12 protein-coding genes are annotated in these 23,255 nt (G+C 70.5%); 7 read left to right on the top strand and 5 right to left on the bottom strand.

Annotated features, from left to right (window positions below; translation table 11 throughout):
* Positions 1-5 precede the first annotated feature (5 nt).
* The 4 genes from OG625_RS05190 (at position 6) to OG625_RS05175 (ending at position 6,198) form a co-directional block, all read left to right on the top strand.
* Positions 6-1,190 carry a YcaO-like family protein gene (locus OG625_RS05190; protein ID WP_329376888.1) on the top strand — a complete coding sequence of 395 codons (1,185 nt, stop codon included), beginning with the start codon at positions 6-8 and terminating at the stop codon, positions 1,188-1,190.
* On the top strand, positions 1,190-2,563 hold the full coding sequence (locus OG625_RS05185) for a TfuA-like protein (protein ID WP_329376887.1): 1,374 nt from the start codon (positions 1,190-1,192) through the stop codon (positions 2,561-2,563). The genes OG625_RS05190 and OG625_RS05185 overlap by 1 nt, the downstream gene beginning before the upstream one ends.
* Positions 2,564-2,964: 401 nt before the next feature.
* Entirely contained in the window at positions 2,965-4,281 is a 1,317-nt protein-coding gene (locus OG625_RS05180) for a cytochrome P450 (protein ID WP_329376886.1), read from the top strand.
* Positions 4,282-4,371: 90 nt separating this feature from the next.
* Complete coding sequence (locus OG625_RS05175; RefSeq protein ID WP_329376885.1) at positions 4,372-6,198, top strand: ABC transporter ATP-binding protein; 1,827 nt, start codon at positions 4,372-4,374, stop codon at positions 6,196-6,198.
* 74 nt (positions 6,199-6,272) lie between these two features.
* On the opposite strand, the gene OG625_RS05170 is transcribed toward OG625_RS05175, so the two are convergent.
* From OG625_RS05170 to OG625_RS05150, 5 genes are all read right to left on the bottom strand, one after another.
* Positions 6,273-8,117, bottom strand: coding sequence for a DUF1998 domain-containing protein (locus OG625_RS05170; RefSeq protein WP_329376884.1), 1,845 nt, complete (start codon positions 8,115-8,117; stop codon positions 6,273-6,275).
* 3 nt (positions 8,118-8,120) lie between these two features.
* A complete protein-coding gene (locus OG625_RS05165; protein ID WP_329376883.1) occupies positions 8,121-11,354 on the bottom strand; it encodes a helicase-related protein in 3,234 nt (1,077 codons plus the stop codon).
* The gene (locus tag OG625_RS05160; protein WP_329376882.1) at positions 11,347-13,284 is read right to left on the bottom strand and encodes a UvrD-helicase domain-containing protein; all 1,938 of its coding nucleotides are present in this window, start codon (positions 13,282-13,284) and stop codon (positions 11,347-11,349) included. The genes OG625_RS05165 and OG625_RS05160 overlap by 8 nt, the downstream gene beginning before the upstream one ends.
* On the bottom strand, positions 13,281-18,074 hold the full coding sequence (locus tag OG625_RS05155; protein WP_329376881.1) for a DEAD/DEAH box helicase: 4,794 nt from the start codon (positions 18,072-18,074) through the stop codon (positions 13,281-13,283). Before OG625_RS05155 ends, OG625_RS05160 begins: the two co-directional genes overlap by 4 nt.
* Before the next feature lie 100 nt (positions 18,075-18,174).
* Positions 18,175-18,537, bottom strand: a complete 363-nt coding sequence (locus OG625_RS05150; RefSeq protein ID WP_329376880.1) for a hypothetical protein — start codon at positions 18,535-18,537, stop codon at positions 18,175-18,177.
* A gap of 530 nt (positions 18,538-19,067) precedes the next feature.
* On the opposite strand from OG625_RS05150, the gene OG625_RS05145 reads away from it, so the two are divergent.
* Genes OG625_RS05145 through OG625_RS05135 form a run of 3 tightly spaced genes read left to right on the top strand, consistent with a single transcriptional unit; the run spans position 19,068 to position 23,025 of the window.
* Positions 19,068-21,155 (top strand): helix-turn-helix transcriptional regulator, encoded by a 2,088-nt coding sequence (locus OG625_RS05145; RefSeq protein ID WP_329376879.1) that lies wholly within the window; start codon positions 19,068-19,070, stop codon positions 21,153-21,155.
* Entirely contained in the window at positions 21,152-22,129 is a 978-nt protein-coding gene (locus tag OG625_RS05140) for a hypothetical protein (RefSeq protein WP_329376878.1), read from the top strand. The genes OG625_RS05145 and OG625_RS05140 overlap by 4 nt, the downstream gene beginning before the upstream one ends.
* On the top strand, positions 22,126-23,025 hold the full coding sequence (locus tag OG625_RS05135) for a DUF6339 family protein (RefSeq protein WP_329376877.1): 900 nt from the start codon (positions 22,126-22,128) through the stop codon (positions 23,023-23,025). Before OG625_RS05140 ends, OG625_RS05135 begins: the two co-directional genes overlap by 4 nt.
* Positions 23,026-23,255 lie beyond the last annotated feature (230 nt).

Here is a 23,255-nt window from a genome sequence, read left to right as displayed (position 1 = left end):
TCACTGTGCAGACCGAACACCCGACTCTGTCCTGGCTCGCCTCGCCACGGGACCGCTCCGTACTCCGCCTGCCGGGAACGAACCGGGCCCGGCCGCCGGCGGCCACCTGGGAGATGGCGAGCGGTGCGGCGGCGAAGGTGGGCGTGACCCGGGTCGCCGACATCACCCGGCTCGACACCATCGGCATCCCGACCTTCCAGGCCATCCGGCCCATGTCCAGGACCCTCGCCGTCTCCCAGGGCAAGGGGATGACGCCCGAGCTGGCGAAACTGTCGGCGGTGATGGAGTCGGTCGAGACCTGGCACGTGGAACAGCCGGCGACGCCCGTCCGCACGGCCACGCCCCGCGACATCGGCGCGGAACTGGGCTACGACGTCGCCGCCCTGGCGCCCTGCGTACCGAGCCTGCTCCACGACCGGCTGCCGCTGGACTGGGTGGCGGCCAGATCGCTCGTCGACGGCGCCGAGACCTTCGTCCCCGTGAACCTCGCCCGGCTGACGCTGGAGGAGAACACCGACTGGAACCCTCCGGTCTTCTTCGAGTCGACGAACGGCCTGGCCAGCGGTAACACGCTGGTGGAGGCTGCCCTGCACGCGCTGTGCGAAGTCATCGAGCGGGACGCGATGACGGCGGCGGTCGGACAGGGCGGGGAGATGGGCGTACGCGTCGACCCGCGCACGGCGGGGTCGGCGGAGGCCGACGAGCTGTGCGAGCTGATCGAGCGCGCCGACGTCACGTTGGAGGTGCGCTTCGTGCCGTCGCCCACCGGGCTCCCGTGCTTCCTGGCCTGGGTCGCCTGCCACGACTACCCCGCTCCTATGTTCGGCTTCGGATGTCACCTCAGCCCGGACATCGCGCTCACCCGCGCCGTCTCCGAAGCGGCCCAGGCCCGACTCGCGTACATATCGGGGGCGAGGGACGACCTGCGGAGTGACTTCGGGCAGGTGGACGTCGGCCGCCTGGAGAGCGCACGGTCGCGGCCGTCCGGCTCGGCGGCCGACATCGGCGGCCTGGTCGCGGCCCCCGAGCGGCACGACAGCCTCGTCGGCGACCTCGAGTACGTGGTCCGGCAGTCGGCCGCGGCCTTTTCCCACCCGCCCGTGGTGGTCGACCTGACGCGGGACGAGATCGGGGTTCCGGTCGTCAAGGTCGTCGCGCCGGGGAGCCGCGTGTGTCCGGAGGTGTTGTAGTGAGCACGCGTGTTGCGGTGAGCGCGCCCAGAGTGGTGGTCTACGCGGGGCCGACGATCTCGGCGGCCGACGTTCGCGCGGTGCTCCCGGACGCCGAGGTCCGGCCGCCGGCGGGGCGGGGCGATCTGCTGGCGGACGCATGGCAGCCGGGAGACGTGGTCGTCGTCATCGACGGCTACTTCAGGGAACGGCGGTCCGTCGGCCACAAGGAGATCCTCCAGCTGCTCACCGAAGGCGTGGACGTCGTCGGCGCCGCGAGCATGGGAGCGCTGCGGGCCGCCGAACTGGTTCCGTGCGGGATGCGGGGCCTCGGCGCCGTCTACGAGATGTACGCCTCGGGCGAGATCGACGGGGACGACGAGGTGGGTGTGCTGCACGGCCCGGCCGAGATGGGGTACCCGGCGCAGACGGTGGCGCTGGTGAACCTGCGCTACGGCTGCAAGGAGGGGGCCGAGGAGGGAACCGAGACGGATCTGATCCCGGCGGAGTCCGGGCGGCGGATCGTGGCGGCGGCCGCGGCGCTGCCCTTCACCCACCGAGGGTGGAAGGACATCGAGCGGGCCTTGGACGAAGAGGACCACGACGCCCTGCGCACGCTGGAGGAGATGATCGGCTCGGGCGTCTGGGACGTCAAGCGGCTCGACGCGGTGGCGGCGCTCCGGGCGATCGCGCGGCACGGGGCCGTGGCGCCGGCTCCCTTCGCGACGGAGGTGCCGTTCACCGGGATCAGCCGCACCCAGTCCTTGATCCGCAGGACCCGGCGGGAGCATGCTCTTGACCGGGTGCCCGGTCGGTCGATTTCGGACCTCGACGTCCTGGACGCGGCGCGGCTGTTCGACGGCGGCTACCCGGCGCTGCACGAGTCCGTTCTGACGGCCCTGCTGGAAGACCTCGCCGGCACCAGGGGCATGACGTTCGAGCAGTACGCGACCGCGAAGCTCGGCCTCGACGGCCGTGAGGCACTGCCGGAGGCTTTGGCGCGGTGGTTCACGGAGTCGGAACGGGCCGAACTCACGGCCGCCGACCGGATCCGGCTGCTCATGGTGCGGGTGTGGCCGGTGTGGCAGTCGGTCGACTGGAGGCCGGCCGTCCTGGCCCGCCTGCGGGAGTCCGAGCGCTGGGAGGAGTGGTGCGAGCTCGTCGCCCGGGCCGACGAGGCGGCGGAAGAGGCCCGCCCCCGGCTCGTGGTCCCGCCGCCGGCGATGTGCGCGAAGCTCTTCCTGCGCCATTGGCAACGGAAGGGCACCTCCCCGGAGGTCGAAATGGCCCGACGCGGCTTCGCCGGCCTCGACGAACTCGGCGGGGCGGTCCCGAGGTTCTTCGCCTACGACGTACGCCGCGGCCGGAAACGGGGGAGTGGCGGGGCGGGGTGAGGGCGGGGGTGGCCTGGCGGGGGCGGTGGGGCGGGCTGGTGGGGCGGGGCCGGTGTGGTGCCGGCCCGGCCGTGGCCGGGCGCGCGCCGGGGCGTCTCCTCGGGCGTCGAACGTGTCGGGGGGTCGGTGGGCCGAGCCATGGTTGTGTTCGACGCCCTGCGGGGACGCCCCGACACACACCCGGCCCCGTCCGGGCCTACGGGGACGCTGCGACGCACACCCGCCCCGTCCGGATCGGGCGGGGGTGCTGCGACGCACAGTCGGTCCCGTCCGGCCCTGCGGGGGCGCTGCGACGCACGCCCGGCCCCGTCCGGATCGGCGGGGTGTTGCCTGTTGCGCTTGCTCCCCTACAGTGCGTGATGTACGTAGCCGGTCGGTGACGACGTAGCAGGAGCAGACCTGTGGCCACCCATGCCCGCCCCGACATCCTTCCGCCCCCGGCCGGTCGCCGGGTCCCCGAGCTGGAAGCCGGCCTCGTCGAGCGGTGGCAGGCCTCCGGCGGGGAGCTCATCGACCTCTTCGCCACGGCGCGCGAACGCCTCGGCGGCGTCGCCGCGGTCCGGCTCGGGACGCGCCCCACCGTCCTGGTCACCGACCCGCAGGCCGTGCAGCACGTGCTCGCGCTCCACCCCGGCCGGTACGTGAAGCGCTCACACCGGGCGAGGCTGCTCATCGGCGACGGGATCCTGGCCGCGACGGGCGAGGCCTGGCAGCGGCAACGGCGGCTGCTGCAGTCCCAGTTCACGGGACGCGGAATGCGGCGCTACGAGCAGCGGATCACCGCGGCCGCGCGGACCACCGCCGAGCGCTGGGCCTCGTACGCCCGTACCGGGCAGGTGTTCGACGTCGGTGACGAGATGCGCCGCTTCGCCCTCGACACCATCTGGCGGTCCCTTACCGGGCATCCCCTCGACCCCGACACGGAACGCGAACTGGCCGCCGTGCCCGCCGTGGTGGCCGCGATGCCCAGCCTGCCCGCCGACGGCTCCGCCGCCCGACAGGCCGTCGCCGCCGAGCTGGCCCGAATCGACGCCGTGGCGAGCCGCGCGATCGCCGCCGCCCGCGACGGTGCGGCCGGACCCGACGGCCCGGGGCTGCTGCACGTCCTCATCGAGGCGTCCGGAACGCGTCCCGAGTACACCGACCGGTTGATCCGCGACGAGCTGGTCACCTTGATGATCGCCGGCCACGAAACCACCGCGTCCACCCTGACCTGGCTCCACCTCCTGCTCGACCGCAACCCGCAGGCCCGCGAGCAGGCCCTCGCCGCCGGCCCCGAGGGCTCCCCGGAGCGGCGGCAGGCCGTCCAGGCACTCGTCCACGAAACGCTGCGCTTCTACCCGTCCGCGTGGATACTGCCGCGCTGCGCGGACCAGGACGACCTCCTCGCCGGATACGTGGTCGAGGCCGGCACCGACGTACTGGTCTGCCCCTACCTCACCCACCGGGACCCCCAACTCTGGGAGGAGCCCGAGCGGTTCGACCCGGACCGCTTCACCACCCCCGGCCGCCGCCCCACCCATCCGGGGAGCTACCTCCCGTTCGGCATCGGACCCCGGGCCTGCCTGGGCCTGCAGTTCGCCCTCCGGGAGTCCACCGCCCTCCTCGAACTCCTGCTGCCCGCCCACACCCCGCGCTTCCGCTCCACCCCGGCCAAGGCCGCGTACAGCATCACCGTCCGCCCGGACGGCCCGACGCCCGCGGTGCTGGCCGGTTAGCGGGGCCGAGAAAAACCCTTGGACCGTGCGGGCGGCCGTGCGGGACACTCCGACTCCTGTCCTGTTCGGTAACACAACACAGGGTTTGGGATGGGAACAGCAGATTCGCACGAAACTCCCCCGCGCAGGAGCCCCGTGCTCCTCGCGCTCCGCTACTACGGACGGGAGCTGGCCCGCCTCCGCCACCTGACCGTCCCCGCCATGCTGCTCCCGGCACTGGGCAACATCGGCATCTTCTACATCGCGCCACTGATCGTCGCGAAGCTGGTCGGCCGGATCGTCGGGGACGGCGGCCAGGGCACCGGCATCGGTACGGCACTGCCCTACGTGCTCGTCTTCGCCGGGGTCCTGCTGCTCGCCGAGACGCTGTGGCGCGTCGGACTCCACTGCCTGAACCGCCTCGATGCCCGCGGCATCGAGAACCTCTACGTGATCGGCATGGACGAACTCTTCGCCAAGGACGCGGCGTTCTTCCACGACAACTTCGCCGGGTCTCTCACCAAGCGGGTCCTCAGCTTCGCCTCCCGGTTCGAGGAGTTCGTCGACACCCTGACCTTCTCGGTCATGGGCAGCTTCGTACCGCTGGTGTTCGCCTCGGTGGTGTTGTGGCAGTACGAACCGCTGCTCGTGGTCGGGCTCCTGGTGATGATCGTCCTGGCGGCACTGTGCGTCACGCCGCTGATCCGGCGCCGCCAGGCCCTCGTCGCCCAGCGCGAGGAGGCCATCGCCCGGGTGTCGGGCCACGTCGCGGACAGCCTGATGAACATGGACACGGTCCGTGCCTTCGCCGCCGAGGAACGCGAGGCCGCCGAACACCGCTCCCGGGTCGCGGAGTCGCGTCGGCTCACGCTGCGTTCGTGGGACTACGGCAACCTGCGCATCGACACCGTGGTCGCGCCGATGTCCGTCCTGACCAACGCGCTGGGTCTGCTGCTCGCCGTCTCGCTCGGCGCGGGGGAGCACGGCGTGGAGGCGATCATCGTGGCCTTCACCTACTACGCCAACGCGACGCGGATCATGTTCGAGTTCAACCAGATCTACCGCCGCCTGGAGAGCTCGATGACGGAGGCCGCACAGTTCACCGAACTACTGCTGACCCCGTCGACCGTGCTCGACCCGGTCGCACCGGAGCCGCTGCGGTCCCGGGCCGCCGACGTGCATTTCGACCGGGTGACCTTCACCCACGCGGGTGGGGGCGGGGAGCCGCTCTTCGAGGGCCTCGACCTGGCCGTGCCCAGCGGTACGAAGATCGGCCTCGTCGGCCGGTCGGGCGGCGGCAAGACCACGCTCACCCGACTGCTGCTGCGGATGACCGACATCGACGCCGGCCGGATCCTCGTCGGCGGCCAGGACATCACCAAGCTGTCCCAAGCCGACCTGCGCAGCATGATCGCGTACGTCCCGCAGGACCCGGCGATGTTCCACCGCACGCTGCGGGACAACATCGCCTTCGCCCGGCCGGACGCCACCGACGCCGAGATCCGCCGCGCCGCGGAGGCGGCGCACGTCACGGAGTTCGCCGACGGGCTTCCGGACGGCTTCGACACCATGGTGGGCGAGCGCGGGGTGAAGCTGTCCGGCGGCCAGCGCCAGCGGGTCGCCCTCGCCAGGGCGATCCTGCGCGACGCGCCGATCCTGCTGCTCGACGAGGCGACCAGCGCCCTGGACTCGGAGAGCGAGATCCTCGTCCAGGACGCCCTGTGGCGGCTCATGGACGGGCGGACGGCGCTCGTGGTGGCGCACAGGCTGAGCACGGTCGCCGGCATGGACCAGCTCGTCGTCCTCGACCGGGGACGGATCGTCGAACAGGGCACGCACCGGCAACTCCTCGCCGCGGAGGGCGCCTACGCGAAGCTCTGGCAGCACCAGTCGGGCGGCTTCCTCGACGAGACCCCCGCAGGGGCCGACATGCACTGAACCCGCCCCTCGGGCGGCCCCGGGCGCGACGCGGGGTGGGGTGAGTGAACTGCGCTCGCCCCACCCCGCGACCGTCACGCGCTGAAGAAGCCAGGCGTTCGCAGGTCCGGAGTGCCGATGAGGGCGGCCCGGTCGAGGAGGATGTTGTTGTTCTCGCAGCTCGTCTCGGGAAGCAGCACGCACGCGTGACAGGCGGCCAGGTTCAGACCGTCCGCACCGCTCGCCTCGGACTCCATGCACAGGGGGTCGTTGGAGCACCAGCGTGCTCGCTGCAGGGCCGCACGCAGGGTGGCATCGAGGCGGTCGGGATCTCCCTGGGCCACGATGCCGCCGAGACTGCCCGCGGAGTCGCTGGTGGCGGTGTAGACGAGGACGCCCGCCATGTCCCCCTCCGCGTACAGCCGCTCGCGCAGGGCGGCGGCCGGATACCCGCCGTCCAGGCTCCATTCGTTGATCAGGATGTGCGCCAGTGTGTGGAGCAGGACGAACCGCGGCGTCGCCTGGGACCCCGGCACGGGCTTCCCCGATGGTCCGATGCGCTCCCGCAGCAACCTCTCGTGGTTGCGACGGATGCTTCGGGCGCGGTCGGCCGCGGCGGTCTGATCCTCCCAGGCGCGGAGGCGCTCGTTGTCCAGCCGCAGGAACACGCCCTCGCCGCTCACTTCGAACGCGGGCAGCCAGTCGGGCCTCTCCAGGGAGATCGCCGCGCGGCGTTGGGGGGTGTCCGCGGGGCTCGGTTCCTCCACGCGCCGGAACGACTGCAGCGCCCGGACCTCGCGCAGCCGCTTGAGCAGCATGACCTGCGCCACGCCGTGGGCCGTGCGCAGCGAATCGATCGGCTTGTCGGGAGTCTCGCAGACGAAGTCCTGGTCGTCCGCGTCCTCGCGCTCGGGGTGCGGCTTGCACAGGCTGTCGTACTCACCCCGATACAGGTCGGTGCGGGCGTCCTCCTCGTCCTCCGCTTCCACGGGCGGCTCGGTCTCCAGTGCGCGCCAGCGCTCGACGCAGGCGACGACCTCGTCCGGCGTGTACTGGGGATGGTGCTTGAGGACGTTCTCGACCTGGACGTAGCGGCGGATGAAGGCGGGATCCTCGTCCTTGAGCTTGTCGTAGACCCGTGCGGTGATCTTGTCGATTCCCTCGCTCCACGGAGGAATCGACAGGGCCGAGTGCATGACCGGGAACCAGACGGAGGAGGAGCCTCGCTGGAGCGTGCGCGGAGGCTCGTCGCAGCTTTCGGCCGGTGCGTCCTTGAGCCACGGCCGGAGGCCGCGGCAGCGGATACCGAGATCCCGCAGGGCCTGGCGCCGGAAGGCTCCTTCCATGGAAACCTCCTCGGCCCCACAGCTGCAACTGATCCGCACGGCGCGCAGTGACGCCGTCGATCCGTCGGCGTGGAAGCCGAGTTCGCCCCCGCACGCTCCCGCTTCCGTGCGCTGTGTGCCCCGGTGCACCCACTTCCAGAAGGGGAAGTCCTCCAGATGCCCGCGGGTGCAGGCCATCACGAAGCGGGACGGGACGAGGCTTTCGTGGCAGGTCGAGCACTCGGCCTTGCCCGTGGGCGGGTTGAACTTGCGGAAGGGCTGCAGAACCCGGCACTCGGGGCACGAGTACATCACCGGGAACCGGACGGCTCGCACGCCGTCGGTCGCCCTGTCGGGATCGGGTGCCGGCGGCAACCGGAATCCCTTGACCCCGAGCTTCCGCGACAGCCGCGGCTCGATGACGAACGGGGCCTCGGAGACGTCCCAGGAGTCGATGCCACGGATGAGGAAGGACTCGTTCTCCACCGCGATCATGGCACCCACGCCGTAGGTGGTGACGAGCTGCGCGCGCCGGACCTCGCCGAGTCGACGGGCCGTCCGAACGGGGCCGGTGGGCAGTCCACGGCGGCGGACACGGGGTTGTGCGGGGCTCATGATTCAGCGCTCCTCGAAGAAGGTGGACGAGGCGTCCACGTCACGCAGACTCCACAGGGTCGCTCGGCCCGCGCCGTCCGTCTCGTCGTCGTATCCGCTCAGCAGAGCGGGGGCACGGTTCGAACGGTTGGCCTCGTAGACGAGACGCGGTTGGAGGTGCGCCTCGTCCCGCCACCACTCGACGAACTCGTCGAAGGCCCTGGCCGTGGCCTGGAGCTCCGATCCCTCCACCTTGTCCACCCGGTCGAGCAGGATGGGCCGGATCCTGTCCTTGAGGTCGTCGACGAAGTCCTCGACGCGTGCCGCGGCGTCGTTGGGGCGGGCGGCCGGAAGCATCAGTCTGGCCAGTGCCACGATCACGGCGTGCAGACCGCGGTCGCGGGCGCGCACCGAGAAGGGGGTCACGCTGGTGGACTCCACCTCCCGGTACAGCGCCGAGTGGAAGTGCTGGAAGTCCTCGTAGTGCGAACGGTCCCGCGAGCGGGTCGAGTTGAGCATGACCGCGACCAGGCCCGGGTGTCGGCGGCCGACGCGGCTCGTTGCCTGGATGTACTCGGCGGTCGTCTGCGGCTGCCCCATGACGGCCATCAGCCCGAGTCGGTCCACGTCCACGCCCACAGAGATCATGTTGGTGGCGAGGAGGACGTCCAGGACGTCCGTCATCGGCAGGTGACGCTCGACCTCCTTGAGTCGCCTGGAGATGTCGCTCGCGTTGGCACGACTGCTCAGCTCGGTGAGACCGGCAACCGGCCTGGGCTTGGTGCCGTCGCGCGTCGCCAGGTGTTCGAGACGGTCCTGGACGTCGTCGAGGACCTGGAGTTCCGCCGAGGAGAGCAGTCGCAGACTGTTGAAGTACCCGACCAGCGTCCAGTAGGCGTCCTTCACCTCCGGTGGCGCCTCGCAGGTCATCGCGCGGTGCAGCAGGGACGCGTACACGCGGATCAACAGCGTGGACTGGCTGGTGCTCGACGTCAGCAGTCCGACGTACCTGCGCGCGGCCTTGCGTTCGCGCGGGGTCTCCACGGCGAACCAGGAGTCGCGGGAATCGATCCCGGCGGGCGGGAACTGGTCGACCGAACGCGCGAAGAGGCGGGTTCCCTGCTCATCCGCGCGACGGATGGTGGCGGTCGAGGCGATGATCTTCGGGCGCTTCGCGAGCGCGTCCACCGCCGTCTCGTAGAGGCCCGTCAGCGTGCCGAGGGGCCCGGAGATCAAGTGGAGTTCGTCCTGGACGATGAGCTCGGGCGGTCGCGTGTCGTCGTCCCGGTCACGGTTGAAGAGGGCCGCCGTCGCCGGCCGCCACGGCATGGACGCGAACTTGTCGACAGTGGCGATGACCAGCGTGGGCCGGGCGTGGTAGACGGCCTCGTCGACCAGGTGGACGGGAAGGCCCGAGCGAAAGTCGCAGGATTCCGCCGGACAACGGATGTCCATGCGTTGGGCGTACTCGTCGACCGCGTACGCGTCCGGGGACAGGGCCTCACCGCACCAGGGGCAGTTCCGCAGCTGGACCGGATTCTCCGTCTGGATGCCCTTCAGCGGATTGGCCCGGAGCTCGGCGAGTCTCTGCGCCGCGACGGCCAGCGTGTTGGGCGTGGCGGACCGCCCCACCCACATGCCGATGGAGATCTCCTCGCGGCCGAGGGCCGACGGGTCGGCGGCCCGCAGCTTCTCCATGGCACAGATCAGCGCCGCCGCACGCTCGAACTGCTGCAAGGTCAACAGCCGCAGGGTGTAGCGCATGAGCACGGTCACCCCTGCCCCGGCCTCTCCGTCGCGCAGTCGACGGTGGAAGGCGGTGAAGGCGATCAGCCCGAGGTAGGCCTCCGTCTTGCCGCCACCCGTGGGGAACCAGAGCAGGTCCGACACATCACGGTCCTCGTGGTCGGGATCGACGATCCCGGTGAGGCACAACAGGACGAAGGACACCTGGAACGGTCGCCATTTACCGGCGTGCACGTCGGGCGTCCCCTGCCTGCCGTCCTTGATCCAGGAGGTGCGGGCACGCTGCTCGGCCATGGCGATGTTCGCCAGACGGAAGGCCTGAAGGATTTCAGGCCGATCGCCGTCCGCCAGCAGATCGACCCCCGCTCGCATGCGGTCCAGTGCCCGCCGACAGCGCCTCAGCTGATCCTCGGCGACGGGCTCGTGCTCGGTGCCTGCCAGTGTTTCGGATTGCCGGGCCTGCGCCTCGATCCACTGCTCGTAGTCGGACAACAACCTGCGCAGGGCCGCGACCACGTCCTCGACAGGGTCCGTGCCGAGGTCGTGCATGGTCAGGGCGCGGTCGTCGATGTGCGGATTCGAGTCCGTCAGCAGCACTTCGTGGGACGGGACGAACTCGGTGCGCACGGACGTGACGGCCGGCGGGCGCGCGTCGACGGTGCCGACGGCGGGAGCCGACCAGTCCCAACGCGCGGCGCAGCCGTGCCCGGTGGCGAAGCTCGGGGCGTGCCGGTGCAGAAGCCGGCTGAGAGCCTGCTCCGCATCCACCGCGCCGAGGGACACAGGACGTACCACGAAGGCGGCGCGACCGACGTCCTCGGCGGTCACCTCCAGGGTCGGCTGGTAGAAGCAGTGCGCGTCACGAAGGTCGAACATGCCGACTTGGAGGCTGTTGACGACTGTGGCCGTCACGGAGACGGATCCGTCCGGCCCGGACGCGGGGCGGACCAGCACCCTCAGTTCCAACCCCGGGTCGTGCAACGTGACGGCGTCGCGCGAGCCCGGCACCGACACGTCCACGACAACGGGTTCCGGTTGCAGCGTGACACGCCGCCAGCGCTCCCGCTGGGCCCGGGTGCTGCGCGCCTCGGTCCGCTTCGCGGCGACGGGGTTGCCGTCGGCATCCTCGGGCAGGTAAACGGCGGCCCGCACCACGAAGCGGATCTTCCGGGAGACGGAGGGATCGACGGCGAAGGTCAACCCGAACGACGAAGGCATGCGCACGTTGGCAAGGGAGACGCCCAGGTCGTTGGTCTCCTCCTCGCGGTTGCGGCGGGAGGGCTCCGGAGCGGAATCCAGCCCGTCCCGTACGGACTCCAGCTCTTCCGGTTCGGCGGCAACGTCCTGGGGCTTCGGGCGCGGGAACAGGACGCCCACGGGATACATGGTGATCGGGGCGTCGTCCTCGAGGACCTCGTCCTCGCCGCCCACCGGACCCATCAGGTCGCTTCGCAGGGATTCCACCAGCGAGTCGCGCACCTCGTAGTGCTTGCGGTGGATCGACTCACTCATCGTCTTCCCCCTTGGCCGCGCCGAGCTCGGCGGCATCATCGTCGTACCAGTGGAACCGGCCCAGACCGTACAGACGGGGCGCCAGCCACACGCCGTGCGTGCCGAGGCCGGCGCGTTCCGTCACCGCGGGACTCCCGGCCACGCTTTCCACGCCGTCCACACGCAGCCCCGTGATCCGAGGCGGCCAGCGGTCGACCGCGCCGTGCGCCGTGCGGCGCAGCATGCGGTGCAGATCCGTACGGAACCGCTCCGACACGACGGCGACAGGGCGACCGCCGACCACCACCGCGTACGGCGGGGACTGCTCGGCCGAGACCGGGATCCCGTGCAGGAGCTCCAGTTCCGCGGTCATCCCCGGCTCGACGGCGTCCTTCAGGTGGTCCAGCAGCGTCGCCGGGTCCGACGGGATGTCCTCGACACCGGGAGGCTGCTCGTGGCACACGTCCTGCGCGAGCAGTTCGATCCCGTTACGAGCCCACGTGCTGCGCCCTCCGACGTACCAGCGGTCGAGGCGCTTGTCCTTGCGCACCAGCCAGGAGTTGGGCGCGTCCAGCACGTACAGATCGTCCCGGGCACGGGTCATGGCGACGTAGAGCAGACGGGCTTCGGCGGCCGGGTCGTAGTCGTACCGCTTCCTGTCCACCTTCCGCGGTTCCTTCAGTACGCGCGGCTCCACGAGCAGGACCCGGTCGAACTCCAGACCCTTCGCGCGGTGCACGGTGGACACGACCACGGGCGATGCCTGCGCCGCCGTGAGCTCGTCGGGCAGGCGTCCCTCGGCGACGGCGCGGTGCAGCGCGGCGACGTCCACCGTGCCGCGCGCGCCCCGGGCCACCTTGCGGATCGAGCGCCACAGCGCCGCGGGCGCGCTGTCCGCGGGGAGCGAGAGACCGGCCGACAGTTCGAGGAACCGGTCCTGGCCGAGCATCGAGGCCCCGGTCGCCGCCAGCAAACCCGCCATCCACGCGGGTGCCGAGCGCTCGCGTGCGGAGCGTTGCAGGGTGTGCGGGACGTCGGCGTCCGCCAGCATCCCGGAGAGCGTGAGGGCCTGGCCGTTGTCCCTGCACAGGATGGCGGTGGTGCCGGGGAAGTCGCGCAGGGCAGCGCGCACGAACTCGTCGTCCAGGCTGCCGAAGTTCGGCTCTCCGAGCAGGAGCGAGCGCAGATCGCCGTGGATCCGCTCCGCCTCGCCCGCGGCCTCGGCGGGGTCGCGGGACACCCGCTGCAACCGGGTGCCGTACGGGAGCGCGACCCGGGCCGCTTCCGTACGCGCCCGGAAGTTGTCTCCCAGGTGCAGTTCGACCAGGTCCTCGCCGAAGGTGGCTCGGATCCAGTCCAGGAAGCGGTCCGTCTCCTCGGCGCGCTGCTCCGGATCGGAGACCTGGAACCCGTACACCGCCTGGGCGGAATCCCCGACGACGGTGAAGCCGCTGTTCTCCTGGAACCGGTCGAGCAGCGACTCGACCATCTCGCGGCGGACCCCGACGAGGTCCTGGACCTCGTCGATCACCACGTGCGCCGGCACACCCTGCTCGCCGACCTCGACGGCGCCGCGATCGATGGCGGTCGTGGCCGCCTCGATGCGCTCGTCGAAGGTGTAGGCGCGCCAATCGGTGTCGGGGTAGGCGCGGGTCAGCAAGGACGACGCCCAGGAGTCGAACGTCTGGGCCCGAACCCGCTGCGCCGCGGAGGCGTGCCGTTCGATCCGCTCGGTCAGTTCGCGCACGGCCGCCCGGGAGAAGCTGAGCACCAGGATCTCCCCGGCCTCCAACTCCTCCCGTTCCACCAGCGCGTCGAGCCGTCGCACCAGGGTGTGGGTCTTGCCTGCCCCGGCTCCGGCCGTGACCAGAACGCGGGCGTCCCAGGGCTGGTCCACCACGGATTGCTGCTCGGCTGTGAGCCGGTGCTGTGCCAGTACCGGTGAACTCATCGGTTCTCACTCCACAGGTACTCGAACTCGGTGAAGGCGAGCTCCTCGCCGAAGTTGGTGATGTTGTCGCGCACGTTGAGGATCAGGCAGGTCTGCTTGCCGCCGTTCTTCGGCCCGCGCAGGCCGCGTCCGATCATCTGCTGGTAGACGTTCGGGCTGTAGGTCGGCCGGGCGACGACCACGACGCGGGTGGCCGGCGCGTCGAAGCCCTGGGTGAGCACGCCATAGTTCGTGAGCACCTGGATGCGACCCTTTCGGAAGTCGTCGATCCGCTTGCGCCGCTCGGCCGTGGGCGTGGCCGAGTCGATCGCGGCTGCCTTGATCTCCCGGTCACCGAGCTTCGCGGCGAGGAACTTGGCGTGTGCCACCGAAGTGGCGAACACCAGGACGGGCCAGTCGTGCGGCATCGCGGCGATCTCGTCGACGATGCGCTGGTTGCGGTCGTGGTCGTCGGCGAGCCGCTGTTCGGCGCCCTTGGGCAGCGTGGCGAACTGCTCGGACCGCTTCAGCTCGTCGGGCGTCAGTACGATCTCGCCACCGTGGAGCTCCCGGTGCCTGACCTGAGCCAGCACGCCGATGTCCTGCAACTGCCGGATCGCATCGGCGAGATCGCCGTCGAACACGCCGGTGTCGAGCCGGTTGCCGAAGCGCTGTACGAGCAGCCGCGTCAGCTCCTCGTTGTTCCGGTAGGGAGTCGCGGTGAGCCCGATCAGGTGCCGGCTCGTCCGGTGGTGGGTCAGATCCAGGTGCGTGAGCAGTTCCGTGTACCGCGGGGACATCGCGGTGTGGGCCTCGTCGACGATGACCAGGGACGCGGTATCCCGCAGCCAGGCGTAGTCGTCCGTGCCCAGGCAGTGGTCGAGCTTGGCGTCGGTGGCGACGACGAGGTGGGGTCGATCGTCGACGGGGGTGGCCTCGTTGGTCGTCCACAGCCGGTTGATGACGAGCGGCAGCTCGGGCCCGACCTTGGACCAGACGAACCTCCAGCTCTGCACCGCCTGCTCGCACAGCTCCTCGGTCTGCGCGATCCAGAGGACGGGGCCGGGCAGCTCGTCGCTGTCACGCATCCAGCGGATGACGCCCTCGGCCGTCACACGGGTCTTGCCACTGCCGGTCGGCAGGCTGAGCATGCCGCGCTGCGGCACCGGGTTCGTCAACAGGCCGAGCAGGGCCTGGGCGAGCTGTTCCTGGTACGGGTGCAGGGCAGGGAACTCCGAAGGCCCGTCGACCTCCAATCGGGGGTCGAGCGCCGGCACCCGGGAACCGGCGAAGGAGTCGGGGAAGCCCAGGTCGGTGACGAACCTCAGCGCCTTGTCGCTTCCGTTGAAGGAACTCGGGGCGCGGGTCGGGAACTCCAGTGCGAGATCACGCGTGTGCACCCGCAGGATCGACTCACCATGGGCGTTGAACGCCATCTCCGCCACCCGGCGCGCGTCCGGCTCGGCACCCTGGTCGTTGAGCTCGCTCTCCATGAGCCCCGCCGGAAGCTCGCCGCGGAGCGCCTCCTCGCCGATCAGCAGAGCGATCTTGTCGATGATGCTCTCGCTCTCCCGCACCGCGCGCAGCCGAGCCTGGAGCTCCTTGTCCTGCGTCTGGCGCTCCTGGAGCGCGAGCGCCTGCTCGCAGCCCTTGGCTCCGAATCCCCACTTGAACTCCTCGTCGGCGGCGCGCAGGACCTGCAGGCTGTCGAGGGTCTCCAGGACGTAGAGGGTCTGCCCCTTGCGCGCCCGCTGAAGGGGGCTCGGCTTCACGCCCATGGGCGTGCGGACGATCTGCTCGAGCTCTGAACAGCGCTGGATCTTGATGCTGCTCCCGCCGTTGCCGATCCGGGTGCGGACCGTGGTGAACTCGTCGAAGAGCGGCACCGCCGGGCCGGCCTTGACGTGGGAGATCTCCTTGGCGATCACGTCCGAGACCTTGAGCATGCCCCATTCGTCCACCATCGCCTTCGCGCTCGCCGCGTCCGACTTGTCGGCGACGAGGAGGGCGGGCAGGCGTTCGCGGACGAGCTCGTTGAAGTCGGCCGCGGTGGTGGCCACGGCGATCTCGGTATCGGGACGCTCTTCCCAGACGGTCCCCACCCTGCACCGGGTGGCGATGCCGTCCGGGAACTCGAACTCGACCCGGAGCAGCAGGGCGTAGGCCCGCCCGATGAAGACGTCGTCCTCGCTCTTCAGCACTCGTTCGAGCAACTTGCCCCACCGTGCGGTGGGGACCTTCTCCGGCGTCGTCGGCATTTTCAGCCCCGCGGCGATCTCCGGGCGGATCTCCGCGACGGGGAGGATCGCGGCGAACTCCTTGAGCTGCGGACCGACGGCCTCCGAGACCGAGACCAGCCCCAGGGACGTCTTCACCAGGCCGTGCTTGGAGATCATCCAGCGCAGCGGGGAGACGATCGCCTGCCGGGAGTTGCCTGCGGTGCCGTACTGACTGCTCCAGTTCTGCACGACCCCGGATTCCGGCAGCGCGGCGACGAACGCCGCCCGGCCGTCCTCGGAGAGGGCGGGGAGCAGGTGCAGCGGCCCCGCCGTCGGGGCGCCCTCGACGGTCAGCCGAGAGATGTTCGGGCGCGGCGAGTTCGGGGGCAGCGAGCGAAGGTGCCGTTCGTGGATGCTCTCCCGGTACTCCTCGAACCACCAGTCCTTGCCCGGTCGGTGGCCGACCGTCGGGCGGTCGCCGAGGCCGAGATCACGGAACACGGGCCGGTCGCCCTCGTGGAACCCGAGGTCGACCGCGATCGAGGCGTCACGGCTTCCGTCGGCGGGTACGACCGGTCCGGGCAGCAGGCAGTCGCGCATCGGCCGGTAGCGACCGTCGAGGGTGCGCACGCGCAGGGTCTCCGTGTACTTCGGGACCTTCACGCGGATGCGGTCCACCTGCGCGTTGCCCCCGGCGCTGCGCAGCAGGAGCCAGAAGTTGGACCACGCCTGGTCGTCGTAGTGCGCGAACCCCTGGTCGAGCACGCCTTCGAAGCGGCCCTGTGCGTCGGCGACGCGGATGCCGATGTTGTGCAGGTGCCGCCCCATCTCGGGGCGCTCGGAGATGCGCGAGTCGACGTAGTCCATGTCGTCGCGCAGGGAGTCGGCTGCGGTCCGGTGGAAGATCTCGCCCGCGACGGGGGCCATCATCCCGTTCTTCTCGGTGAGCACGATCTTCGCGCGCCGGGCCTCGGCGGTGATGTCGGAGTCGCCGCGCAGGCGGCCGGCCTGGTCCTTGATCACCATGGAGGAGAGGATCTCGATGGCGTGACACGAGGACTCCGGGGTGCCGTCGGCGACGAGGGCCTCCAGCCAGTCCTTGACGCTCTCGGGCTTCTTCCCGGCGGCGTCCAGTATGTGATTCACCTTGCCGCGACGGAGCCCCGTGGAGTCGGCGTCCACGGAAGGGTGGAGCCATCCGGCGGGTCGGCCCTCGTACTCGGACCAGATGCGCAGCCACTCCTTCTCCAGGTTGGCCGGCGGTACGAAGAGCTCCTTGGGGCGCTGCAGCCTGCCGTCTTGGTCCGGGAGGGAAGGCAGTTCGGCCGTCAGGGCCCACACTTGTCGGAGGAAGTATTCGTCTGCCCAGTTGGCCTTCTCCTTGGCGCGGCCGGGAAGCAGCGGCAGGTAGGCGGCAGGGTCCTCGGTGGGCGCGAGCGCGGGCAGGGTGTCGACGATCAGACGGGCCGCGGCGCGCAGCAGTTCCCGGTTGAACGGGTTGCCGTCGAGCAGGTGTTGACGGTCCTCGTTCGTCTTCCACGGGGCGTTGAGGATGCCGGTCAGTGACACCTCGTACTTGGTGGGGAAGAACGCCCAGAACGAGCCCTTGCCCCCGGGCACGGTGTAGAGATCGTTACGGACCGTGTACTCGGGCACGGCCCAGGAGATGTCCAGTTCAGGACGGTTGTGCAGCTCGCCGGCGCTGGCCTCGACCTCGGCGGTGGGCGCGTGGGCGACGGTGAAGACCTTCCACTCCTCGACGGTCTGCTTCGCGCCGGTGGCCACCTCCTTGAGGGTGCGGTGGACGCCGTTGTGCTCAACCGAGATGTCCCGTCGGACGGGCGGAAGCTTGCGCTCGTCGTGGAGGAGTACCTGTCCGACGTGCGAGGAGAAGAGCTGGAAGTGCGAGGGGAACGCTTCCGTCTCTCGACCATCGCGGGACTTGTGGCCCTTGATGTCGCGGGCGAGTCGCTCCGCGGCGCCGGGGAGCAGCGGGAGGCGCACGACCGTCGTCGCCCACCGCAGCAGCCGGTCGAGATCCGCGTCGTCGGCGCGCTCCTGCTCGACGTCGAGCGGGCGCGCCATGCGCAACACCGGGGTGTCCATGTCGATCTTGCCTTCGGCGCCGAGGGCCTGGGCGATCTCGGCCGCGGACCAGTCGCGGTCGAAACCGAAGCTGCCGCTGCGGCTGAAGAACTGAGGCGTGTCGCTGACCGAGAGCACGGACTTCACGCCGACTCCGAAGCGACCGATCTGACCGCCGCGCTTGCGGGAGACGCTCATGCGCAGGATCGTCTCGGCGCCCTCGGGGGTGACCGGGTCGCCCTCGTTCGCGCAGTACAGGTGCCGGTCGGTGAGGACGACGTGCAGCTTGCCGCCGGGGCTGGCGGCGATCTCGTCGGCGGCGTTCTGTACGAGCTCGAACAACTGTCGCTCACCGTACCCGCCTTGGGTGATGCGGCGTTCGCCGTTCGCGTGTTCCTGTACCAGCCCCGGGTCGACCTTGTACGTCTGCAGGACCACCGAGGATTGGCGCAGAACGGTGGCGATCACGGGGGAGAGCGAGGGGTCGGCGAACTGCCGGTCAGCCATGGAGCACCTGTCTCGAGAAGAGGATCCGAACCGATGACGAGCTGGGGGTGGGGGCCGGCGGAGAGCCGGCCCCCGGGAGAGGAAGACGAACCCCTGAGGGTTAGCGCTTCCGGATGACGATGTCGATGGTGACGTCGAAGATCGGCTCGCCGTCGGCGTTGCGCACCGTGAACGACCCGCGTTCCGTGTAGGTGTCCGGGCGCCCGCTACGACGAGGGGTGCGCGGGCCGGTGGTGGAGCGGCTGCGGCGCCGGACGGGGCGCAGGTCGAGGGAGACGGCCCGCTTCGCCGGGGTGGGCGCCCCGGTGGGCTGGTCGTAGGCGGCGCTCCGCATGGGGCCGAGGTCCCGGATGCGGACACGGAAGCCACGGGCGTCGCCGTAGGCGCGGCGGAACGCGCCACGCTCCTCCATGGGCAGCGCGTCGTACCGTCGAATGAACTGGGAGTCTGCTTCCTCGGACATGTGTCCCCCTGGGTGAATGTGCTTCACGGAATGGAATTCGGCATGGCTTCGCCTCGACGTGTCGACGGAATTCCCGCCGGTTTCGCTCCGGTGAAGTGGAATTTCATTAAAGCCGGTCGATCATGGTCGCGTCCAGCCGCTCGAAGGGTGGCCGTCGCTGGTGTCAACTTGCTGCCGTGCAGTCGAGATCCCCTTGGTTCAAGGGGTGTTGGTGCGCAGAACCGGCCATGGCCGAACGTGAACATGGCTCCGCCCCAGTGGGATTGTGTCCCCCCTGTCCACTCCGCGGTGGGGAGCGACGTCATCGAATCTACCGGAACGATCATGCTGGCGTCCAGCCCTTTGTAAACCACTTCTCCGGGATGGCGATCCGTCCCGAAAAGTCGGAGTTCTGGTAATTCTCCAAACCGGCTGCTGGCGCGTGCCGAGCGCGGTGATGTCAAATGGCGTTTGACGTGATCTTGCTTGTCAAATGCGGCTGGTACGCTGGCCTCCGAACATCACTATGGGACGGACTGGAGGGGGCGGCCATGGACGACGGCGAGGAGTTCGGAGCCTGGCTCGGACGCCAGCTCCGGCGGAGCGGTCTGACGCAGGCCGAGTTCGCCGAGCGGCTCGGGCTGACGCGTGCTGCCGTGTCCGCGTGGGTGACAGGGAGGGCGCAACCGCGTACCGAGCTGATGTCCAGGATCGCGGAGCTGCTCGACACCGATGTCTCCACCGTGCTGATGAGGGACGTCGACGCCGGGTCCGCGCGACCGATCGGATGGCACCACCGGCTCGCCCACCGCGACGGCGGGCGCGAGTACGGCAACGCGGCGGCGTTCGCCTTCGACGCCGGGCTGGCCGTGCTCGCCCGCGAGACCGTACAGAACTCCTTGGACGAGCGACTGGACCCGACCCGCCCCGTGCGCGTCCGCTTCACTCTGCACGAACTGACCGGGGAGACCCTCACGGCGTTCCTGGCCGCTCTGAAGTGGAAGGAACTGGAAGCGCACTACGAGGCGGCGGCCCGGTCCCGGCAGAAGGTGGGCCGGGTGCTGGAAGAGGGGCTGCGGGCCCTGCGCGACGAGTCGTCGTTGCTGCTCCTGAGGGTGGACGACTACAACGCGGCCGGGCTCACCGGCCCGGAATACGGGGACGGCCGGTTCGCCGCCGTGGTTCGCCGGCAGCTCGACAGCCACAAGCGGAACGATCGGGCGGGTGGGTCTTTCGGTCTGGGCAAAGCCACCCTCTGGGCGGCCAGCCGTCTCGGTCTGGTGTTGATGAACAGCACCCTGTCGGAGAGCCACGAGGGGCGCACGGCCCGTCGTGTCATCGGAAGGCTCGATCTTCCATGGCGAGAGGTGGACGGTGTCGCCTACGCCGGACCGGCGTGGCTCGGCGAGCCGGACACGGAAAAGGAACGTGAGAGCGTGTCCCGATCCTGGTGGGCCGGTGAGCAGGACGTGGCCGACCTGCGGCTCGACCGTGACAGCGACGACCCCGGTACGTCGTTCCTCGTCGTCGGTGCCCATGACGCGGCCGGTGCCGGCAACACGCTGCAGGAGATGCACGAGGCCCTGAGCATCGCCCTCGCCGACAATTTCTGGGCCGCCATGACCGCAGGGCGCTCGACCTCGGCGACGCTGGAGGCATCCGTCCGCGCCCTCCGCAACGACGAGACCGTCGTGCCCGAGCGGCGGGTCGATCCGCACGAGCGCCACCCTGCGCTCGCGCGCGCCTTCCGCGCCTACCTCGACCGCGAAACGGTCGCCGAGCTCACCGCCGCGGACCAGGTCGCCGCAGCCGAGGTCCTCCTCGACGTTCCGCCGCTGCGGTCCGAGGGGCGCAAGGCCGTACCGGTCACCCACCGAGCGGTCCTCCTGGTGACCCCCGCCGCGGACTCGGACGAGGAGCACAGCCGCATCGTGTGCATGCGCGGCACCCGCATGACGGTCACCTCCCGCCGTCCGCGCAGTCTCGGCATGGGCGTCGACCCCTTCCAGGCCGTACTGCTGGCCGGGTTCGCCACGGGTGACGACGGCGACGCCGTACACGCCGCCGAGGCCTTCCTCCGGGCCGCCGAGCCTCCGGAACACGACCGGTGGGGCGTCACGGAGGAGCTGTCCGCGCTGTATCCCAACGCTCCGCGACGGCTGACGGAATTCAATGCCGGTATGGACGCGGCGCTCCGCGGCCTCATCGGTCGGCGAGCTGCCCGCGAGGTCTCCGCCGGGCCCGAGGTACTCCGGAGCCTCCTCAGGCTCGACCTGCCCGCGACGGCCCCGGGGCGGCGCGCGCACGGGTACCCCGTGGTCGATCGCGTCACCGGACGCGTGGATCCCGAGGGGGCGTGGACCCTCGACGTGACGGTGACGGTGCCGCAGCGCGAGGACCCGTGGCGCCTCGTCCCCGTCGTCCGGTTCGACGTGCGTTCCGGCGGGAGGCCCGCGCTGGAGTGGGCCGAACTGACGGCGACGGAGAACTGTGCCGTCGTCGACGGCGCGATCGTCGTGGCACCCGAGGTGCGTACCGTCCGGTTCGGCGGGGTCACCGCCGTCGGCAGCCATCCCGTCGCCGCCGCCATGGCAGGCGTGATCGTGGACATCCAGCAGGCGCGGGAGGCCTCCGCATGACCACCGTCTACCCCTACCCCACCCTTGTCGGGAAGATCGATGTCACCGTCCGGCAGGCGAGCATCGACGGGGTCCCCCTGCAGCTTTCCCTCGTGTCCCAGCGGGAGCGTGTCGTCGCGTTCCACCAAGTCGAACGTGACGACTGGGTGGAGGGCCTGCTGGAACTGGAGGTGTCCGTCCCCAACGACGAACTGGCCGACGGCCCATGGGCCGGGGTCACGTGCGTCGCGGTGCTGACCGAAGGGGCCACGAACACACGCGTGGTCAGCCGCCTCCAACGGACCCGCGGCGAAAAGCACTGGCGTGGAGAAGTGCGCATCCGACGTTCGGAGCACGTGGCCCGCGCCGTTCTCGACGTGAGCGTCGTGGGCAGCTACGCGGGTGTCGACGGCCGGATCATCGGTGCGTCCGACACTCCGTGGGTCATCGACTTCCTCGCACGGACGGCCACACGTCAGCGTGAGACGGAGATCGTGGAGGAGGACTTCCGCGACGGTCCGCGGGAATGGCTGCGCCCGTTCAAGGAGGCTCCGTGGTTCATCGACACCACGGGAGACGTGCCGACCATTCTGCTGAACACCTCCTTCGAAGGGTTCACCGGTCTGCTCAACGGCGCCCGGGGCCCGCTGGAGAAGGCGGCGGCCGGGCTGGTGGCGGCCCAGATCGCCGGTGAAGTCTGGGCCGCCATGTTCCACGCCGCCCTCGGTGACCTCGAACAGGACGAGCACGGGACGCCGCACCTTCCGGGTGGATGGCGCGAGTCCGTCCTGCGCGCCATGCTCCCGGATGTCCTCCCGGGCCGTCCGATCGCAGACGCCCTGGCCGAGGCCTACGGTCGCCGCAAGGAAGGCGCCGGCTGGGCCGAGCTCCTACCTCGGATCCAGTACGCGGCCTCACGGCGGGCCCAGGTCCCCAAGAACCTCACGTCGGCGATCCGCGCCGTGACGCGCGCCCAGGAAGGACCGGTCCGATGACGCGATCCGATGCCCCCGAACGCCTGGCGGTACTCCCCTCCGCAGCCGTCTCCACGTACCTGACCAACGGGGTGCGAGCAGGGCAGGAGAAGCTGCCGCAGGTGGCGATACTGCGCGCGAGCACGGCGATTCCGGACGACTCGGCCCGCTGGGACACCGCTCCCGTACGCGAGCTGCTGGACGAGGCGATGTACCGCTTCGCCCCTTCTCGCGCCGGCGCGGACGCCTGGCTGGCACCCAGGCTGCACGCCACCCTGCGCATGACCCGGTCCGAGGCCGCGCGCCCGGAGCTGTGGAACTTCCTCGCGCTGGCCGTCGCACCGGACTATGTCCTGTGGCGGCACCTGGCCGCGGGCGAGTCGAGCGACGACACGGCGAGGCGGGTCAGCACCCCGAGGTTCTCGGGGCCGCACTACACGCAGGCGTTCGCCCGGTTGTGGTGGGCGGCCGAGATGTTCCGCGACGGGCACGACTACCGACCGGTCGAGATCGCGTGCGGAAACCAGGACATGATCAACACGGCCCTGCGCCTGGACGCGATCGACCACAAACCCACCGCGCTGGCGATGGCGCGGGTCTTGAAGGGACTGGCCGATGCGCGGGCGACGCGGTTGGGCGACCGTGTCAACGCGCTCTGCACGGCGGTGAACGCGGCGGGCAGCACGCTGATGTACGACGTGATCGCACCGCACGACGCGCCCGACCACGATGCCCTGGCGCGGTGGATCGAGGAGGCCGAAGCGGCCCCGGCCGTGCCCTGGGATCGACTGCCCGACGGCCCCGAGGACGGCACCGCGAGGAGGTCCTCCCTGGACCTCCTCACGTTGATGTTCGAGAGGTTCAGCTCCGCGGCGCCCCTGCGAGACCGTGATCGGGTCCGACCGTCCGAGTCCTGAAACGGTCCCGGGAAATGGGCGCGATCGGGAGCTCGGTGGCGGCTTACAGGGCGGCCGGTTGGGCTGCCGCCAGGCCGATGGCGGCCGGGGTGGTTGCCGGTTCGGTGGGCAGGGCGGTCCGGTTCTCCCCGTGTGGGCGAGCATGAGTTTCGGGGAGGCGGGGCCCGGTCCTCGGGCCGGATCGGGTCGAGGGTGTCGTACCGGCTGAACCGGTCCCGTTCGGGGCGTCT

Source organism: Streptomyces sp. NBC_01351 (assembly GCF_036237315.1).
Classification (GTDB): domain Bacteria; phylum Actinomycetota; class Actinomycetes; order Streptomycetales; family Streptomycetaceae; genus Streptomyces.
The sequence above is the reverse complement of the archived record's forward strand: the minus strand, read 5'-3'. Positions and strand labels throughout refer to the sequence as shown.

What these genes read in the sequence shown, in the direction of transcription:
- OG625_RS05160 (WP_329376882.1), bottom strand. Translation starts at nt 13,284, where the DNA reads ATGAGTTCACCGGTACTGGCACAGCACCGGCTCACAGCCGAGCAGCAA.
- OG625_RS05150 (WP_329376880.1), bottom strand. Translation starts at nt 18,537, where the DNA reads ATGTCCGAGGAAGCAGACTCCCAGTTCATTCGACGGTACGACGCGCTG.
- OG625_RS05135 (WP_329376877.1), top strand. Translation starts at nt 22,126, where the DNA reads ATGACGCGATCCGATGCCCCCGAACGCCTGGCGGTACTCCCCTCCGCA.
- OG625_RS05140 (WP_329376878.1), top strand. Translation starts at nt 21,152, where the DNA reads ATGACCACCGTCTACCCCTACCCCACCCTTGTCGGGAAGATCGATGTC.
- OG625_RS05165 (WP_329376883.1), bottom strand. Translation starts at nt 11,354, where the DNA reads ATGAGTGAGTCGATCCACCGCAAGCACTACGAGGTGCGCGACTCGCTG.
- OG625_RS05175 (WP_329376885.1), top strand. Translation starts at nt 4,372, where the DNA reads ATGGGAACAGCAGATTCGCACGAAACTCCCCCGCGCAGGAGCCCCGTG.
- OG625_RS05170 (WP_329376884.1), bottom strand. Translation starts at nt 8,117, where the DNA reads ATGAGCCCCGCACAACCCCGTGTCCGCCGCCGTGGACTGCCCACCGGC.
- OG625_RS05145 (WP_329376879.1), top strand. Translation starts at nt 19,068, where the DNA reads ATGGACGACGGCGAGGAGTTCGGAGCCTGGCTCGGACGCCAGCTCCGG.
- OG625_RS05155 (WP_329376881.1), bottom strand. Translation starts at nt 18,074, where the DNA reads ATGGCTGACCGGCAGTTCGCCGACCCCTCGCTCTCCCCCGTGATCGCC.